This is a genomic window from Saccharothrix hoggarensis, assembly GCF_042678885.1.
Taxonomy (GTDB): Bacteria; Actinomycetota; Actinomycetes; order Mycobacteriales; family Pseudonocardiaceae; genus Actinosynnema; species Actinosynnema hoggarensis.
This window is the reverse complement of the sequence record NZ_JBHTLK010000145.1, coordinates 1-17,671: the sequence shown is the minus strand read 5'-3', so window position 1 is coordinate 17,671 and position 17,671 is coordinate 1. Positions and strand designations below refer to the sequence as shown.

The window sequence follows — 17,671 nt, the reverse complement described above, 5'->3', positions numbered from 1 at the left end:
CGATCCGCGCCGCCCGATCCGCGTCGGCCGGGCGACGCGGGTCAGCGTTCGGCCAGGCGGTCCAGCGCGCCTCCCACGCGGTCCGCCAGGAGGCCCACCGCGCCGACGGCCCGGCTCATCGGGTCGTCGTCCGAGCCGCCCAACGCCTGCGCCCGGACGTACCCGGCCTTCACCTCGGCCCAGCGCGCCGCCTGCTCCGGCGTGAGCGTGCCCCGCAGTTCGGCCAGCTTCAGCAGGTTCGCCTCCGCGCCCGACGTCAACGTCTGCGCCTCGCCGACGTAGTGGTCGTCGATCACGGCGGCCAGCTCGGCGTCGTTCATCACCGGCACGACCTTCTCCGCCAGCTTGTTCATGTTCCGGTAGGAGCCCTGCAACCGGAACGGCGGCTCGACGCGCGAGGCGTCGGACTGGGCGGCCGAGGCGATGTACGCCTGGTTGTTCGCCAGCACGACCTCCTGCACCCGCAACAGCTTCCGCAGCACGGACAGCACCTGCTCCAGCTCCACCGACGTGTACGGGTGCGCGAGCCGGTCCGCCCGCACCTCCTCGCCGCGCGCCATGCGCACGAGCAGCTCGACGTCACCGCGGTCCCGCGTGGACAGCGGCGCGAGCACCGGGTTCGAGGTGAGCGCGTTCTCGACGTAGCTCAGCGCGAACAGGTCCTCGCGCCCGGACAGGACGTCACCGAGGTTCCACACGTCGGCGCGGTTGGCGAGCATGTCGGGGATGCGGAACCGCTGCCCCGACTCGGTGTACGGGTTGCCGGCCATGCACACCGCGAACCGCTTGCCCCGCAGGTCGTACGTGCGGGTGCGGCCGTCCCACACGCCCTCCATCCGCCGCTGCGCGTCGCACAGGGAGATGAACTTCTGCAGCAGCTCCGGCGACGTGTGCTGGATGTCGTCCAGGTACAGCAGGACGTTGTTGCCCGCCTCCAGCGCGAACGAGATCTTCTCGACCTCCTGGCGGGCGGTGGCGTTCGGCGCGTCCGCCGGGTCGACCGACGTCACGTCGTGGCCCAGCGACGGGCCGTTGACCTTGACGAACACCAGGCCGAGGCGGTGGGCGACGTACTCCATCAACGTGGTCTTGCCGTAGCCGGGCGGTGAGATGAGCAGCAGCAGGCCCATCTGGTCGGTGCGCTTGTCGTCGCCCGCCGCGCCGAGCTGCTTGGCCAGGTTGTCGCCGATCAGCGGCAGGTACACCTCGTCCAGCAGCCGGTTGCGGACGAACGCGCTCATCACCTTGGGCCGGAACTCGTCCAGCCGCAGCCGGGTTCGCTCCCGGGCCACGACCTCGTTGCGCCGGCGCTGGTACGCCCGGTAGGCGGGCACGCGCAGCTCCCGGAACGCGCGGGTGCGGGTGAGCAGCTCGTCCAGCCGGAGCTCCAGCTTCCGGTCGGTGATCCGGGGGTGCGTGCCGAGCAGACCGTCCACAGTGGCCAACAACTGCGCCGACGAGTCGTGCCGGGGCAGGTCGCGGCACAGTTCGAGGGCCACCGCCTCGGGCAGGTCCGGTTCGGCGCGGCCCGCCAGGAACGCCTCGTACCAGCCCTCCACGAGCCGCCGCCGCACCGCGAGGTCGTCGAAGGCCCGCAAGTCCTCGTCGAACTCCTTGCGCCCGCCCAACGCCCGGTGGAACTCGTCCACCAGAGCCCGCGCCCCGGCGCTCGTCGCGAACCCGGACGGCGCGCTGCACAACTCCTCGAACAGGTACTCGCCCGCCAACGGGTCGCCGGCCCGCTCGGACAGCTCCGCGCACAGCTCGTCGATCGCCGCGGTGTGGCCGAACACCGTGCGCGCCCGTCCCAGCGACGTCGCGCGCCGCTCGAACAGCTCCCGCTCCCGCTCGTCGGCCGACGCCCAGTACAGCTGGGCCGCGGCACGGGCGGCCGGCGGGTACCGCAGCACGCCCGCGCCCGCGTGCAGGCGCAGCAGCACGTCGAGGACGCGTGCCGCGTCGTGGTCGTGCACGCCCCGCTCGTACCCCTCGTCCAGCCGCGACTCGGCGACCTGGCGCACCAGGTCCGGCAACCGGTCCTCGGTGACGGCGGCGTGCAGCGCGTCGAGCGGGTGCGTGGCCAGGATCGACGCGGCCAGGTGCTCGGCCCGGTACACCTCCGCCGTCTCCGAGACCAGCGGCTGCTCCCAGAACGGCCGGGTGTCCGCGAACTCCGGGTCGCGCACCGGCGCGCGAAAGTCCGTGCCGGTGATGGCGAACGCCAGGTCGCCGTCCTTCGGCACCAGGGTCAGGTCGACCGGCTGGGTGTTCACCGCGAACCGGTGCCGGCCCAGCCGGATCGTCTCGCCGTCGAACAGGTCCAGCCGGTCGCGCAGCGCGCGTCCCGCCTCCTGCCGCGCGGCCAGCACGCGGCCGTCCAGCTCCTCCGCGCGCACCTGGTCGCCCAGCGCGCGCAGCTCGTCCGCGACCGACCTGACCCGCGCCACCATCGGGTCGGACGCGAAGTAGGTGTTCACCTCGTCCAACGACGCCAGCGACGCGACCCGCCCGGTCACGCTCGCCAGGATGCGGTCGGCAGAGGTGGCCAGCCGGTCGGCGCGGCGGGCGCTGTCGTCCAGCAGCGCCTGCTTGCGCGACGAGAACGCCTCGTAGACGTCGGTGCGCTTGTCGCCGAGGCGGGTCAGGAAGTCGTCGAACTCCCCGAACCGGGCCTCCAGGTTCTCCAGCTGCAGCAGCAGCCGGCCCAGCTGCTCGTCGCAGCGCCGCGGGGTGTCGGCGGCGGCCAGCGCGCCCGTGACGGCCTGGCCCAGCAACGCGAACTCGGCGGCGAACTCGGCCCGGCCCTCGGTGGCCAGCAGGGCGCGCCTGCGACCGTCCACAGTGGCCCGTGCCCGGTTCAGGCCGCCCAGCACCTCGCCGATGCGCTCCAGGATCGAGGTGCGCACGGTGGCGTCGGCGATGTCCAGCGAGCCGACGACCTCGGTCAGCACTTCGAGCCCGCGCTGCTGCTCGCCCAGCTCCTCCACCACCGGCGCGGCCTCGGCGACCGTGCCGATGGCCTCCGCCTCGGCGACCAGCCCCGCCACCTGCTCGTGGTAGCCGGTGAACGCGTCGTCGCGGCGCAGGTGCTCGACCGCCCGCCGCGCCGTGGCGCCCAGCTCGTCACCGAGGCCCGCGACCAGCTCGTCGATGCGGGCGACGTCGACGTACCGCAGCTCCTTCAACGTCACCAGGTGGCCCTGCGCCCGCCGCAGGTCGGCCAGCTGCCGCACCCACGCGTCGGCCGTCGTCGGCACGTCGCCGCGCACCCGCCGGACCAGGGACGCGACCTCCCCGTCCGCGTCGGCCAACGCCGTCGCGGCCTGGTCGGTCAACGCCTGCACGGTCTCGAACTCGTCCAGCACCTGCTCGGCGGTGGCCCGCACCTGCGTCAACGGGGTGCGCAGGTCCTCCAGCTCCGCCTCGCCCAGCCAGTGGTAGGCGTCGAACACCCTGGTGCAGGAGGCGATCAGGTCCTCGAACACGGGCACGGACGGCGCCATCTCGCCCACCATGCGGCTCACCGACAGGCAGTCGGAGATGCCGCGCACCAGGTCCGCGTTGCCGACCCGCTCCAGCGGGCCCGTGCCGACGGGCTGCGCGGCCGCGTACGCGTCCGACAGGTACGGCGTCTGCCACACCTGCATCGGGTGCACGCGGGTCGGCTCGTCACTGGATGCGCGGAACACGACCAGCGTGCCGTCGTCGAACAGCGAGTACCCGTGGCACGACAGGGGGTTCGCCACTTCCTTGCGGATCACGTTGTACGGCAGCAGCAGCGACCGGCCGTCGCGGCGGGCGTGGAAGACGTACAGCACGTCCTCGCCGTTGGTCGAGCGGATGACCCGCTCGAACTCGAGCTCGTCCACCACCGTGTCGAACGTCTTGTTCACGCCCGTGGCCAGGTAGTAGCCGCCGGGGAAGATCAGGCCCTGGTCCTCGGGCAGCCGTTGGCACGCCTGGCCGATGCCGTCCAGCCGCACCACGGACCGGGTGCGGGTGTTGAACACCAGGTGGCGCCACGCGGTCTCGTTGTACGGGCGCACGCGGAGCAGGATCAGCGACCCCACCCGCGCGTAGTGCACCTCGCCGTCGGCGAGCGACTGCAGCGGCTCGTCCACCGGCTCGCGGTAGACGCCCTCGCCGGTCTCGGTGTTGTTCTCCACCTTGATCGTGAGGTCGCCGTTGATGGTCTCGACGAAGACCTCGTCCTCGATGGAGATGTGCGGGTGGCGGCCGAGCACGTGGTGCTCGCGCCCGGTCGCGACCCACTCGAAGTCGTGCGACGGCGGGAACACGTGGTCCCGTTCGCCCCGGTTGTCGAGGTACTCCACGGTGCCGTCCACGCCGACCTGCCAGCGCAGCACCCGGATGTCCTCGATCCGCGCGCCCGTCTGGAACACGGCCAGCAGCCTGCCCTCGACCCGGCGCAGCTGGATCAGCCGGGTGTCCCGGTAGTACCGGTACAGCTCGGCGAAGTCGCGCTCGAACCGCGGGTCGCGCAGCAGGCCGGGCAGCTCGTCGTCCCCGGCGTCCTCGAACCGGAACGCGTCGCCGTCGCGGGTGAAGCGGTGCAGCGAGAACACGTCGTCGACCGTCGTCTCCGGCTTCAGGCCGATGAAGACGTTGTAGCCGAACAGCATCAGCCCGGCCACCTGCGACCCCCGCCCCTCGGCGACGGAGAGGGGAACGCAGTCGCGCGGCACGCAGTTGTGCTCGGTGCGGATGCGCTCGGTGCCCAGCAGCGTCAGCTCGGCGCTGCCGAACACCTCCAACCGGCGCGCGTTGAGCGCCTCCGCCCGGCGGGCGAGCCCGGCGGCCTGCTCGGCCAGCCGGACCCGCAGCACCTCGTAGGTGCCCGCGTCGAGCCCCGTCTCCGCGACAGTGGTCACGACAGCGAGGCGACCGGCCGCTCGGCCACGCCCAGGCGTTGCGCGGCGGCCAGCAGTTCGCGCAGCTTGGCCTCGTCCGGCCCGCCGGAGTTGATCAGCTTGAGCAGCAGCGCGGACACGGTCAGGTTCTTCACGTCACCGGTGCTCAGCGAGCCGAGGAGCCGGCCGACGTCGTCGGTGAAGCTCGCCGACCCGTCCAGCCACGGCCCGGCCAGCGCCTGCGCCACGTCCGAGTGGCCGACGAACCCGTCCACCTGCTTGCCGACCGTGATGGCGCCGACGATCCGGTCGAAGAACATGCTGTCGCCGCCGACGATGTCGATGTCGGCCTTCTCCAGGCCCGCGGCGAGCACCTTCGCCTGCGACTCGGCCACCTGCCGCTGCACGTCGATCCCGGCGAGCCGGATCTCCTTCTCGGCCTCCAGCCGGAGCCGGTACTCCTCGTGCTCGCGGGTGGCGCCGTCCAGCGCCGCCATCGCGCCCGCCTTGTCCGCCAGGCCCTCGGCCTCGCCCTTCAGCTTCTCGCGGATCGCCAGGGCCTCCACCAGCGCCTTCTCGCGGTCCACCACGGCCTCCGCGCGGCCGACCTTCTCGATCGCCTCCGCGTCACGCTCGCGCACCTGCACGTCGGCCAGGCCGCTCGCCGCCGCGTCCGCCTGCTTGCCCTCGGCGAGGCGGATCATGGCGCGGGTGTCCAGCTCGGCGGCCTGCTGCCGGGCCTCGGCGAGGAGCAGTTCCTCGCGGGCCTTGAACTTCGCGGCCTGCTCGGCGGCCTCGGCGGCCTTGATGTCCTTCACCAGGCCTTGCTGGGCCTGCGCCTCGGCGTGGATGACCAACGTCTGGCGCTCGCGCTCGGCCTCCTCGACCGCGCGCAGCCGCTTGATGATCTCCTCCTGCTCGGCCACGGTCTTCTCGACCGCGATCCGCTCGCGCACCACCTCGGCGATGGCCCGCTTCTCGCCCTCGACCTCCTTGTCCGCGGAGATGCGGGACAGCTCGGTCTCCCGTTCCCGGCCGATGACCTCCAGCAGCCGGTCCTTCTCGATGCGCTCGGTCTCGATCGCGATGACCCGCTCGCGGTTCTTCTCCGCGACGGCGATCTCGCGCGCCTTGTTCTCGGTCTGGATGCCCAGCTGCTCCTCGGTGCGGATGTGGGCGGTGTTGGCCTTCAGCCGCTCCTCCGCCTGCACCTTGGCGATCTCCGCCTCCTCGCGGGCGCGCATCGTCTCGACCTCGCGCTTCTGCTTGATCTCCGCGTCGGCCTGGCGGCGCTCCAGCTCCAGGATCGCCTCGCGCGCCTCGACGTTCTGGCGCGTGATCTCCTTCTCCTCGTGCCGCGTGAACTCGTTCGTGCGGACGTGCTCGATCGCGGTCAGCTCGGTGATCTTGCGGATGCCCTGGGCGTCCAGGATGTTCGACGGGTTGAGCTGCGCCATCGGCGTCTGCTCCAGGTAGTCGATCGCCGCGTCCTCCAGGCTGTAGCCGTTGAGGTCGGTGCCGATGACCTGGATGATCCGGTCGCGGAACTCGTCGCGCTTGGTGTAGAGGTCGATGAAGTCGAGCTGCTTGCCGACCGTCTTCAACGCCTCGGAGAACTTGGCGTTGAACAGCTCCTGCAGCGTCTGCTCGTCGCTCGCGCGGGCGGTGCCGATGGCCTGGGCGACCTTGATGACGTCCTCGACGGTCTTGTTGACGCGCACGAAGAACGTGATGCGGATGTCGGCCCGGATGTTGTCCTGGCAGATCAGGCCCTCTTGCCCGGCGCGGCGGATCTCGATGGTCTTCACCGAGATGTCCATGATCTCCGCGCGGTGCAGCACGGGAAGGACGACGGCGCCGGTGAACGTCACGTCCACCTTGCGCACCTTGGAGATGATCAGGGCCTTGCCCTGGTCGATCTTCCGGAACAGGCGGCTGATCAGGATCAGCAGGCCGATGACGACGACCAGGACGACGGCGACGAGAATGCCGAACCCGGTGGTGATCACATCCATCAGTGGTCCCCCAGTGTGTGGGTGGGTCCGGCCCAGATGGGCGCGACCCAGAAGAACTCGCCGTCGGCGTCGTAGTCGAAGATCAGGGCTTCGCTGCCCGCGCGGAGCGGGTCCTGCCCGGCCTGCCGCACCTGGACGAGGGCCGACGACCCGTCCGCGGCGGTGACCTCGGCCTGGCCGAAGGTCTGCGTCACCCGGCCGGTGCGGATGACGCACGGGCGGCCGACGAAGTCGAGGCGTGACGCGGGCGGGTCGCTCGGGAACAGCCGCTTCAGCGGCGCCATCACCAGCCGGGTCAGCACCAGGCCCACCACCAGCGAACCTGCCAGCACACCCGCGCCCAGGAGCGTCGACGGCGTGAGCAGCACGGCGCCCACCAGGCACGCGAACCAGGAGAGGACGACCAGGAGGGAAAGTCCGACCGTCGCGGGCACCCCGCCGATGTCGAGCTCGACCCAGTCCGCGTCCGCCGCGCCGAACGCGACGAGCAGCCAGTAGGCGACGACGACCACCAGCAGGATGCTCAGCACGACAACCGGGAATCCCAGCGCCGCGGCGAAGAACTCCCCCATGTGCCCCCCTTTCGCGGGACCTTATCCCGGTGCGGGGCGCCACTTGGGCGGAATCACGCAGCGCGGTCGAACCACCTCGATCAGTGCCCGCCCGGACGTGCGGCCGCGGCTCGGGACCGCGTCGCTGGATATTGGGGTCGCGGGGTCGCGGGGTCGAGGCGTCGCGAGTCCTCGGCGTCAGTCCGCCAGGATGCCGCGCAGGACCGTGCGAACGGCGGCGGTGGGGTCGAAGTGCGCGTCGGGGTTGGCGAGGTGGTTCGCCAGCAGGCCGTCGATCACGGCGAGCAGCAGGGCGAGGGCGGCGGGCGGGTCGGGCGCGCCGAGGTGCGCGACCAGCGGCAGCGCCCAGCCGGCGATCTCGCGCTGCGCCCGGTCGACGTCACCGCGCAGTTCCGGCCGCTGCGCCGCCTCCACGAACAGCGCGTGCCGGGCGAGGGTCATGACGCGGTCCTCGGCCAGGCGCCGGACCAGCTCGCCGACCGCCGCGGCGAAGGCGTCAGGCGTGCCGACGTCGCCCGCCAACCGTCCCCAGAGGACGGTCTCGCGTTCGAGCAGGCGGCCGAGGACGGCGGTGACCAGGGCGTCGCGGGTGCGGAAGTGGTTGGACGTCGAGCCCTGCGGCAGCCCGGCCGCGGCGTCGACGGCGCGGTGCGTCAGCTGGCGCGGGCCGCCGGTGCCGAGCACGTGGATCGCGGCGTCGAGCACCTGCCGTTGCCTGGTCATCGCCGTCACACTACACCCGTAGTAAGTCTCACTACAGCTGTAGTACGGTGGCCGGCATGGGCAGACGACGCGCGGTGGTGATCGGCGGAGGGGTCGGCGGCCTGGCGGCGGCCGTCGGCTTGCGGCGGCGGGGCTGGGACGTGGTCGTCCACGAGCGTTCGGCGGCCTTGCCGGACGTCGGCACGGGGCTCGGGATCTGGCCGGACGCACTCCGCGCCCTCGACCGCCTCGGGCTGGGCGACGCCGCACGTCGGGTCGGCCGGCGACAGCCCGACGGCACGCTGCGCAAGCCGGACGGCACCGTGATCGGCGCCCTCGACGCCGGCTCGGTGCACCTGCTCACCCGGCCCGCGTTGCTCGGCGTGCTCGCCGGGGCGTTGCCGGACGGCGTGATCCGGTTCGGCGCGACCGCCGACCTGGCCGGGTGCGCGGACGGCTGCGACGTCGTCGTGGGCGCCGACGGCATCCACAGCGGGGTCCGCGGGGCGCTGTTCGACGCGGAGGTGCGCCGTTCCGGCGCGGTCGGGTGGCGCGGCACCGTGGACGTCCCCGTCGCCGCCGGCGGTGAGACGTGGGGCAGGGGCGTGAAGTTCGGCCTCACGCCCCAGGCCGACGGCCGCACCAACTGGTACGCCATGACCGGTCCCGACGACGACCTCGACGTGTTCGCCGACTGGCACGACCCCATCCCGCGCGTGCTCGCCGCGGCGGGCGACGTGCTGCGGCACGACCTGCTCCACCTCGCGCCGCTGCCGAGCTACGTGCAGGGCCGGGTCGCGCTGCTGGGCGACGCCGCCCACGCCATGACGCCCGACCTCGGACAGGGCGCGTGCCAGGCGATCATCGACGGCGTGGTGCTCGCCGAGTGCTTGGCGGGCGACGTCGACGCGGGCCTGCGCGCGTACGACGCCCAGCGCCGCCGGGCGACGCGACTCCTGGCCAGGCGGTCACTCCAGCTCAACCGGCTGGCGCGGGTGCGCCGGGGCACCGCCGTCCGCGACGCCGTCCTGCGCGTGGCCCTCGCCCTGCGACCCCGGTCGCCGTCGTGGAGCGCCGACCTGGAACGCGACGAACTGGCCGGTTGAGGTCCGTCCGCTACGACTGGGGCAGCTTCACGGACTTCCGGGTGCGCGGCGCGGACGGCGGCGGGACCACCGGCCCGATGTCACCGTCGGGCGCCTCGTCCAGGTCGACGATCACCGGCGCGTGGTCGCTCGGCCCGGTGCCCTTGCGCGCGTGCCGGTCCACCCAGGCGGCCCGCACCCGCGCCGCCACCGGGTCGGACGCCAGCACCAGGTCGATGCGCATGCCGAGGTCCTGGTGGAACATGCCGGCGCGGTAGTCCCAGTAGGTGAAGACGCGTTCGGTGGGCCACCGGTCGCGCACGACGTCCCGCAACCCGGTCGCCTGGAGGGCCGCCAACGCGTCCCGCTCCGGCCCCGTCACGTGCGTGTGGCCGACGTAGGCCGCGGGGTCGAACACGTCGGCGTCGGCGGGCGCGATGTTGACGTCGCCGCACACCACCACGCCCTCCGGCCCGGCCGCCACCACGTCCCGCAACGCCGCCAACCACGCCAGCTTGTAGTGGTAGTGGTCGGAGTCCGGCGCCCGCCCGTTCGGCACGTAGACCGAGTGCACCCGCACCCCGCCGCACGTGGCCGCCACCGCCCGCGCCTCGGGCTCCGGGAACCCCGGCCCGTCCGCCAGCCCGGTGACCACGTCGTCCAGCCCGACCCGGGACAGGATGGCCACCCCGTTCCACCGGGCCTCGCCGTGCACCGCCACCTCGTAGCCGCGGCCGGCGAGCTCGTCGCCGAGGAGCGCGGTGAACGCCTCGTCGGCGAGCTTGGTCTCCTGGAGGCACACCACGTCGGGCTGCCGCTGGTCCAGCCACGGCAGGAACCGGGGCACGCGCTGCTTGACCGAGTTCACGTTCCAAGTAGCCACCCGCACCCGCCCCACGGTAGCCCGCCCGTCCGCCCCGCGCGCCCGTCCACCGCCCCACCCCACCGCCCCGTTCGCACGTGACAGCGCCCACACCGCCGACCCGACGACCCGTGCCGGCGGTGGGTCGAGTCGTCGGTAAGCTGTCGTCACGGGCTGCTAGCTCAATTGGCAGAGCAGGAGACTTTTAATCTTCGGGTTCAGGGTTCGAGTCCCTGGCGGCCCACCAAAAGCGCTGGTCAAAGCGGTAGCGGGGAATTGGGCAGGAGCCCGAATCCCCCACTTACGCCCGAATTATTCGCCGTCGGTGCTGATCACAGCGGTGAGCGCATCCGCTCCGGCACGCCCCGGCGACCGCCACCCCATGTATACGTCCGGGTTGGCGTCAAGCGCCCCGTGTTGCACCGCCGCTGAGTTCTTCCATGCGGGCAAGCTGCAACTCGGCCACGGTGCGCGTGTCCCGCCAGTCGTCATCAGTCCACTTGTCTTCGCCGGCCACCGTGCCCCCTGGTTACTACTCGGCCCTCGCGGACCGCTGGTGAGTCCCGCAGCATCGGCCAGGTCTTCCGCGCCTACCGCCAGGCCCAGAGTCCCACGGTGCCGTAAGCCACCCTGGCAACCTGGCTCCACCTCACCCAAGGTCGCGTCAGCGAGCCGGTGAGGGCGAGGTTGTGGAGGCGAGCGATGCCAGAGGCGGTGTCGCGCAGGGTGTGGGCGGCGCGCCGGTAGTCGCGCAGGATGGTCCAGTTCTTATGCGGGCCAAGGCGTGTTCGGCCCGGGCCCGGGTCGACCGGTGGACGGTGTTGAGGTCTTCCTGCCAGTCGGCCAACACGGTGCCGTCGCGGGGTTTGCGGTAGGGCATGATCACTTCGGGGTTGCCCTGGTAGCCGCCGTCGGCCATGACGGGCCGACCGTCGAGTACGTCGGCGATGCCGGAGTCGAGGTAGACGGTGCAGTCGTTGCGGTTGCCCGGTTTCGGATCGCCGGTGGCGATCACCAGGCGGGTGTCCGCGTCGATGGCCGCCTGCAGAGGCCACTCGACCGAGGCTGGCTACCAGGTTGTGGCCGTTGACGAGCACTCATGCTTCCAGATCGTCTCCAAGCCTTACCCTGAAAACTACAGCAGATGACCACTGCGGACAGTTGGCGATGCTCGGGCAAGATAGGACATCAAGGCAGGTCAGGGCAGACGTCCGCAGAACACGACAGGTGACGACAGCAGACCCGTTCTAATCTCGAGGTAGCAGATCGGGACGAGTGCCGAGTGGTAGACCGGCTTGGTGGTCGAGGCGCTCGACTGCCGCGCCCGGACAGCTCCACGCCTTAGCAGCATCGACCAGCTCGCGGGCTGGCCTACGACATAGGGCGTAGGCGCGCACGGTGCGGCTGACCGTAATCCTGACCGCAACGACCACTATCGGCGGCACCGGCCAGCACCTCACTGGACGAAGGTCGACCTCGGTCCGCAGAGGCACTTCCAAGCGTGAGGGTTGGTGGCGGCGTGAAGGTCATTGCTGTGGACGCCTTGAACCAGCTGCACCTGCACGTGTCAGAGTCGGGAGTGGTTCAAGGGGTGATACTGCCTGCGGTAGCGTCTTCACCCGCGATGGCGCGACGAATGAGGTCGGCAAGACGTCCGTGGCTCGCCCGAAATTTTAGATAAGCTTTACCGGCCGGAGTATCGGCGACGTGAGGAGATCCCGAAGGTTCACCATCCTTTGTGTGCCCTGCGGTCAGCAATGCAGTAAAAGCGCGATCATCGTCAGTTGCAGCGAAGAGTGCATCGCGTACGCCCTTCGGAGCATACGCGTTAACCTTATCGGTTACCGTACTATCCAGTGCAGGTCTTGCTTCAGCCTGCAAATCCTGCCCGCTGTCCCAAAGCTTGATTAGTTTAGTGTGGTAATGGTCGATAGTGCGAAATTGACCCAGTACTCCTACATAGGTGTCAGCACGCCGCTCGCGTAGCCAGTCGGATCGATCGCGGAGCCACTGGTCACGCGCCAGCTTATGTTGTCGCTTCGACACCAGCCATTGTGCAAAGACTGCTGCGCCGCCGCCCACCAGTGCACCTATAACGCCAGCGCCGCCGGACACAAGTACGCGTGCCAGTTCTGGGTCCACCTTCAACACCTCCGACAGACGTAGCTAGTCTTCCGTGTCACAGGTTGCAGCCGAACCATCCTGCTCGCGACCGGGCGGTGAGCCGGTTAGGGACCTAGATGACCTAGACTTTTGTGATCGAACGCCCTTAGATGCAGATCAAAGGTCTCGAACAGCACCGCTCGACCCACCACACTCTTGGTCAGACGTCACTCGAACCGGTGACAAGTGCAGTTGGGGCCACACGCTACGCGCGAAAGCGAATAACCCGCAGGTGAACGATCATTAACCTGCCCATCCGAGGCCGCCCGACCGGCGAAGGTAGTTATCCCGATGTCCTCGCGGTCAAGTGTCTGACGCGGTGATGCCGCCAGCACCTACAAAGGCCTCACAGCAGCCACGAGCTGTCAGTGACCGAGCATCGCGGGCGCTAGTTGGCGCGATGGGCAGCTCCGACAGCGAGATCGCCCCCCGATTACTCCTGATTAATGACGGCAGAGGACCGCGTCGTTCGATCCAAAGTGGTGGTTTAAATTTGGAAATCTTGCAGTTAGCGATGGATATCTGAAGGCATCGGCAGACAAACAGCAGGGAAGATCCACAGCTTTCGGGTTCAGGGTTCGAGTCCCTTGCGGCCCACAAACCCCCAGGTCAACCGCCTGGAGGTGTCGCCTCCCAGAGCCGCCGCCACGTTTTGCCGCACAAATCGGGTGGCCACTCGATAACCCGGCGGGTCGGTTCATTCCTATTCGGACTCCGCGTCGGCGTGAACCCGTGGGTCGCAAGACCGGCGGGCACGTCGCCCGCGGCCTGCGATCTTCAAGCGTTCGGGCCAGGGGACGTGGGTGGTGGCGGGGTGGTCCGCCACTGGAACGGGTGACGGGGCTGGAACGGGGGCGGCCGGCCCGATAGGCAGGTGTCATGCACCTCGCCGTGGCCCTCGCCCTCGCCGCCTCCTTCACCCCCGCCGTCACCGGGACCTTGATCAGTTACGACCCGCGCGTGCCGGTCGGCGCCCGCGCCTCGGTCGTCTCCTCCTCCGTCGACGGCGGCACGGTGGTGCTGATGCGCGCCACCGGGCTGCTGCCCGACCGCGACTACGGCGCGCACGCCCACGTGAACCCGTGCGGCGCGGCGCCGGCTGACGCCGGACCGCACTACCAGCACGTCCAGGGCGGGGCGACCGACCCGGCGTTCGCCAACCCGCGCAACGAGATCTGGCTCGACTTCACCACCGACGGGCGAGGGCAGGGCTTCGCCTACGCCCGCCTCGACTGGGAGTTCGGCGAACGGCGGCCGGCGTCGATCGTGCTGCACGAGGAGCACACGCACACCGAGCCGGGGCACGCGGGCACGGCCGGCGCACGCCTGGGCTGCCTCACCGTGCCGTTCTGACGTCGCCCGCCCTCCACCACCCGGCACCGGGGCCGTCCGCAGGGATTCGCGACTCGAAGACCATGCGGATGATCACCTTCGGAGAGGACCGCGCCGACCACATCGACACGTACTTCGACCCGTTGTCAACACGTTGACAACGGGTCGAAGTACCGCCGCGCCCCTACGGATGCGGACCGATCGTGACGATGGTCAACTGGCCGTCATCCGGACCGTAGATCCACCAGATGCGCCACGCGGATGGCGTCTTGTTCTCCACGTACGACTCCCACAACGTGACACCACCCGGCCCCAGCACCGACTGGTAGTCGTGCGAGTGCAGACCGGGGTGACGCGGCCCGGCCTGTTCCAGCAGCCGAAGCGCCTTGCGCACTTTCTTGAGCTTCGGCGCGTACTGCTGCTTCGACCGAAGACCTTCGACGACCTTCTCCGCCTCGCGGGTGTACAGCAGTACGAACGGTGGAGCACTCACGCGTCTTCGGATTCCTCGTCGTCGGCGGTGATCCAGTCCAGGCGCCGCACGTTGCCCTCGGCCGCGTCCGCCAGACCACGGAACAACGAAGCCCGCAGGTCGTCGTTCTCCCAGACCATCAGTTCGCGCCTCGGGATGCTCGCCAACGGGGTCAGCAAGATCGCACCGTCGGCGTTGACGGACACCGCGTAGCGGTCGTTCTTGTGCGCACCGGCCTTGCCGACAGCCACTCGCGCACGTTCGTCGGCGGTCACTTCGGCAACGGGCCGAAAGTCGTCGAGTACCGACATGCGCCCTCCTTGCATCGTGCCTGGTCTCCCGTGAGAGTACGCGGCGTGGGACATGTGGGCAATACCCACTTGCCCCGCACAGCGGTACGGCGACGTGGCGACCGCCACTACCGCGGCTGGGTGACAATGGAGGGCGATGTCCACCGCGCTGCACGCCACCAAGCCCCTGAAGATCGGCCGCCACCTGGTCGATCCCGCCGTCGTGCTCGCACCCATGGCGGGCATCACGAACGTCGCCTTCCGACAGCTCTGCCGCGAGTTCGGCAGCCCCACGTCGCTCTACGTCTGCGAGATGATCACCGCCCGGGCGATCGTCGAGCGCGACTCGAAGACCATGCAGATGATCACCTTCGGCGAGGACGAGCGGCCGAGGTCGATGCAGCTCTACGGCGTGGACCCGAAGTCCATGGCCGAGGCGACGAGGATCATCGTCGGCGAGGACCGCGCCGACCACATCGACATGAACTTCGGCTGCCCCGTGCCCAAGGTGACCCGCAAGGGCGGCGGGGCCGCGCTGCCGTACAAGCGGCAGCTGTTCCGGCAGATCGTGCGGGCCGCGGTGCGTGCCGCCGAGCCCGCCGGGGTGCCGGTGACGGTCAAGTTCCGCATCGGCATCGACGACGACCACCTCACCTACCTCGACGCCGGGCGCATTGCCGAGGACGAGGGGGCGCAAGCGGTTGCGCTGCACGCGCGCACGGCCGCCCAGCGCTACTCCGGCCAGGCCGACTGGTCCGCCATCGCCCGCCTGAAAGAGGCCGTGACCAGCGTCCCGGTGCTCGGCAACGGTGACATCTTCAGCGCCCGCGACGCGCTCGACATGGTCGCGAAGACCGGCTGCGACGGCGTCGTCGTCGGGCGCGGCTGCCTGGGCCGGCCGTGGCTGTTCGGCGAGCTGCAGGCGGCGTTCCGCGGCGAGCCGATCCCGGAGGGCCCGCGCCTGGGCCAGGTGGCGTCCATCCTGCGCCGCCACGGCGCGCTGCTCGCGGACTTCCTCGGCGAGGACAAGGGCCTGCGCGACCTGCGCAAGCACATGGCCTGGTACCTGAAGGGCTTCCCGGTCGGCGCGGAGCTGCGGCGCAGCCTCGCCATGGTGTCGACGCTCGCCGAGCTGGACGACCTCGTCGGCAGGCTCGACCCGACGCTGGAGTTCCCCGACAACGCCGACGAGCCGCGCGGCCGCCAGGGCTCGCCCGGCAAGGTCGTGCTGCCCGAAGGCTGGCTGGACGACCCCGAGGACGCGACGGTGCCCGTCGGCGCCGACGAGCTGCACTCGGGTGGCTGACGTGGTCGTGCGCGGCCTGACCGCGGCGGCGTGCGCCTTCCTCCTGGCCGCGTGCGGCGGCGCGGTGACCGGCGTGGCACGTCCGCTGCAGGTCACCGACGTGGAGCGGGAGCTGGTGTCGGGCTACTTCGCCGACCTCAACGAGGCGGGCGGGCAGGGCACGTCCGAGCAGCGCGAACTGCTCACCGACACCCAGCACCCGGACTTCCGCGACGGGGACTGCGAGCTGCCCAGCGGCACCATCGAGGTGCACCCGACGATGTCCACGCTGCGCCTCGACCCGACGTGGACGCCGCCCGGCGAGGACGAGCACCCGCGTGGCGTCGTGCTGGTCGTCGCGGTGACGTTGACGGTGGTGCAGGAGGGCACGGCGGTCGGCCAGCAAATCGGCTCGCAGCACGTCGTGCTCCTCAACGGCAAGGCGTACGGCTTCGCCCCCTGTGTCAACTGACCCTCCTCCGTCAGGCGTGGTGGAGCGCGGTCGACCACGCTCAGCACACGCTGAGGCATGTTGATCACTAAACGTCACTAGTTCGGAGCAGTGCACGGTCAACCAGTAGAGGGAAATCCCTCTGTGACGCGTCCTGCCGGCTCAAGCGTCGCCTCGTATCAGACGACACCTTGGCAAGGAGGGAGGTGAGCGCGATGACCGCACTGCGACCCGAGGTCGCCGAGTTCGACCGCGACGGCCGGCCCGGCGACGGCCAACCCGGAGGGGTGATGCCCACGTCCGAGCACGAGGGCGCCGGCCTGGTGCAGCTGCACGAGTCGATCGCGACGCTGCTCGCCTCCCGCGGCCAGTGGCGGCAGGCGTACCAGCACCTGCGGTCCGCGTTCGACCTGGTGTACGCCGACCAGGACGACCCGCCGCAGGTGCCCGAGCAGCTGCGGCGCGAGGTCGACCGGCTGCGCCGCGAGCACGCCGAGGCCCGCGAGCAGAGCCTCCGGGACAGCCTGACCCACAGCTACAACCGCCGGTACCTCGACCAACGGCTGGTCGGCATGGTCGCCGAGCGGGGCGGCACGGCGCCGGGGCTGGCCATCGCGCTGATCGACCTGGACTGGTTCAAGCAGGTCAACGACACGTTCGGGCACCTGCTCGGCGATCGCGTGCTGCAACGCGTGGTCGAGCTGCTGCAGGAGGAGCTGCCGGAGGGCGCGTTCTGCGCCCGGTACGGCGGCGAGGAGTTCGTCCTCGTGCTCCCCGGCCTCGACGCGGGGCCCGCCGTGGAGATCGCCGAGTCGGCCCGGTTGCGTGTCGAGCGTCACGCCTGGGCTTCCCTCGCGCCGGGTTTGCGAGTGACCGTCAGCATTGGATTGGCCTATGAGCCGCCGGCCGCCGAGTCGCCGGCCCGTCCGCCGGTCGGACCGGAGCAGCAACTCCTGCGCGCCGACAGCCTCCTGTACACGGCCAAGCAGTCAGGACGGAACGCCGTCGCCTATCGGGAGGGCGGTCGGGTGCGGCTCGCCGGTCCCGCTTCCGGGCGACGTGGAATCGCCGAGTCGCGGGTAGCTGGTTACTGACACCTAAGGGCTGCTCACCCTTTCGGACGTAGGCTGCTGCGCGCAACCGAGTACTGGCGACCCCTGTATCACCGGGAGTGGTCGTCAGGACTGGCGGTCATCCGTAGTATCGCCAAGGCAAGTGACACGCCGTTGGTGCAACCAATGTGTCCTTGCTGTCGTCAACTCGTGATGACGACCCACCAGTGACCGAAGCTGAAGGGAGACCGGGTGCCCGACGAGCCCCGCCGTGGCGGCCCCGGACCCGGAGGTGACCAGGCCTCTCAGGACGACCAGCCGACCGGCCGTCGCCGCAGGTCGCTGGACAGCGGCGGGCTGAGCGTGTCCGACTTGTTGGAGCAGCACAGCCGCACCAACATCCCCCGGCCGGTCCCGCCCGGTCCGTCGGACACCGGGAGGCGCGCCGCGCCCGAGCCGGAGCCGCCCCGCAGACCCGCCCCGCCGCAGAACGGCACGCGTGCCGCGGAGAGCACCGGC

At 70.6% G+C, this 17,671-nt stretch carries 14 protein-coding genes, 1 tRNA gene and 1 pseudogene; 6 read left to right on the top strand and 10 right to left on the bottom strand.

The genetic code is table 11. The features are described from left to right. Positions 1-41 precede the first annotated feature (41 nt). The 4 genes from ACFQ3T_RS24015 to ACFQ3T_RS24000 form a co-directional block, all read right to left on the bottom strand. Complete coding sequence (locus ACFQ3T_RS24015) at positions 42-4,892, bottom strand: DNA repair ATPase (RefSeq protein ID WP_380726092.1); 4,851 nt, start codon at positions 4,890-4,892, stop codon at positions 42-44. Beyond that, positions 4,889-6,886 (bottom strand): SPFH domain-containing protein, encoded by a 1,998-nt coding sequence (locus tag ACFQ3T_RS24010; protein ID WP_380726090.1) that lies wholly within the window; start codon positions 6,884-6,886, stop codon positions 4,889-4,891. The genes ACFQ3T_RS24015 and ACFQ3T_RS24010 overlap by 4 nt, the downstream gene beginning before the upstream one ends. After that, positions 6,886-7,458 carry a hypothetical protein gene (locus ACFQ3T_RS24005; RefSeq protein WP_380726088.1) on the bottom strand — a complete coding sequence of 191 codons (573 nt, stop codon included), beginning with the start codon at positions 7,456-7,458 and terminating at the stop codon, positions 6,886-6,888. The genes ACFQ3T_RS24010 and ACFQ3T_RS24005 overlap by 1 nt, the downstream gene beginning before the upstream one ends. Before the next feature lie 177 nt (positions 7,459-7,635). Then, complete coding sequence (locus ACFQ3T_RS24000; protein ID WP_380726086.1) at positions 7,636-8,181, bottom strand: TetR/AcrR family transcriptional regulator; 546 nt, start codon at positions 8,179-8,181, stop codon at positions 7,636-7,638. A 56-nt stretch (positions 8,182-8,237) separates the two neighbouring features. Between ACFQ3T_RS24000 and ACFQ3T_RS23995 the strand changes: the two genes are divergently transcribed. Continuing rightward, the gene (locus tag ACFQ3T_RS23995; RefSeq protein WP_380726084.1) at positions 8,238-9,266 is read left to right on the top strand and encodes an FAD-dependent monooxygenase; all 1,029 of its coding nucleotides are present in this window, start codon (positions 8,238-8,240) and stop codon (positions 9,264-9,266) included. 10 nt (positions 9,267-9,276) lie between these two features. On the opposite strand, the gene ACFQ3T_RS23990 is transcribed toward ACFQ3T_RS23995, so the two are convergent. Beyond that, positions 9,277-10,143, bottom strand: a complete 867-nt coding sequence (locus ACFQ3T_RS23990) for an exodeoxyribonuclease III (protein WP_380726094.1) — start codon at positions 10,141-10,143, stop codon at positions 9,277-9,279. A 135-nt stretch (positions 10,144-10,278) separates the two neighbouring features. Here ACFQ3T_RS23990 and ACFQ3T_RS23985 point away from each other — a divergent pair. After that, a tRNA-Lys gene (locus tag ACFQ3T_RS23985) sits at positions 10,279-10,354 on the top strand. 424 nt (positions 10,355-10,778) lie between these two features. Here ACFQ3T_RS23985 and ACFQ3T_RS23980 read toward each other — a convergent pair. Further along, positions 10,779-11,155, bottom strand: a pseudogene (locus tag ACFQ3T_RS23980) (transposase family protein); the annotation flags it as partial. Positions 11,156-11,691: 536 nt separating this feature from the next. After that, positions 11,692-12,249, bottom strand: coding sequence for a hypothetical protein (locus tag ACFQ3T_RS23975; RefSeq protein WP_380726082.1), 558 nt, complete (start codon positions 12,247-12,249; stop codon positions 11,692-11,694). A 900-nt stretch (positions 12,250-13,149) separates the two neighbouring features. On the opposite strand from ACFQ3T_RS23975, the gene ACFQ3T_RS23970 reads away from it, so the two are divergent. After that, the gene (locus ACFQ3T_RS23970; protein ID WP_380726080.1) at positions 13,150-13,623 is read left to right on the top strand and encodes a superoxide dismutase; all 474 of its coding nucleotides are present in this window, start codon (positions 13,150-13,152) and stop codon (positions 13,621-13,623) included. Between the two features lie 163 nt (positions 13,624-13,786). On the opposite strand, the gene ACFQ3T_RS23965 is transcribed toward ACFQ3T_RS23970, so the two are convergent. After that, the gene (locus ACFQ3T_RS23965) at positions 13,787-14,095 is read right to left on the bottom strand and encodes a hypothetical protein (RefSeq protein ID WP_380726078.1); all 309 of its coding nucleotides are present in this window, start codon (positions 14,093-14,095) and stop codon (positions 13,787-13,789) included. Further along, a complete protein-coding gene (locus ACFQ3T_RS23960; RefSeq protein WP_380726076.1) occupies positions 14,092-14,385 on the bottom strand; it encodes a hypothetical protein in 294 nt (97 codons plus the stop codon). The genes ACFQ3T_RS23965 and ACFQ3T_RS23960 overlap by 4 nt, the downstream gene beginning before the upstream one ends. Before the next feature lie 136 nt (positions 14,386-14,521). Here ACFQ3T_RS23960 and dusB point away from each other — a divergent pair, with 136 nt between their 5' ends. The 3 genes from dusB (at position 14,522) to ACFQ3T_RS23945 (ending at position 17,194) form a co-directional block, all read left to right on the top strand. Beyond that, entirely contained in the window at positions 14,522-15,670 is a 1,149-nt protein-coding gene (dusB, locus tag ACFQ3T_RS23955) for a tRNA dihydrouridine synthase DusB (RefSeq protein ID WP_380726074.1), read from the top strand. After that, positions 15,663-16,121: a hypothetical protein gene (locus ACFQ3T_RS23950; RefSeq protein ID WP_380726072.1), complete on the top strand. Its 459-nt coding sequence runs from the start codon at positions 15,663-15,665 to the stop codon at positions 16,119-16,121. Before dusB ends, ACFQ3T_RS23950 begins: the two co-directional genes overlap by 8 nt. A 194-nt stretch (positions 16,122-16,315) precedes the next feature. After that, positions 16,316-17,194 (top strand): GGDEF domain-containing protein, encoded by an 879-nt coding sequence (locus ACFQ3T_RS23945; protein WP_380726070.1) that lies wholly within the window; start codon positions 16,316-16,318, stop codon positions 17,192-17,194. A gap of 263 nt (positions 17,195-17,457) precedes the next feature. Here the strand turns inward: ACFQ3T_RS23945 and ACFQ3T_RS23940 are convergent. Beyond that, a partial coding sequence (locus ACFQ3T_RS23940) for a hypothetical protein (protein ID WP_380726068.1) occupies positions 17,458-17,671 on the bottom strand: 214 nt, incomplete at its 5' end.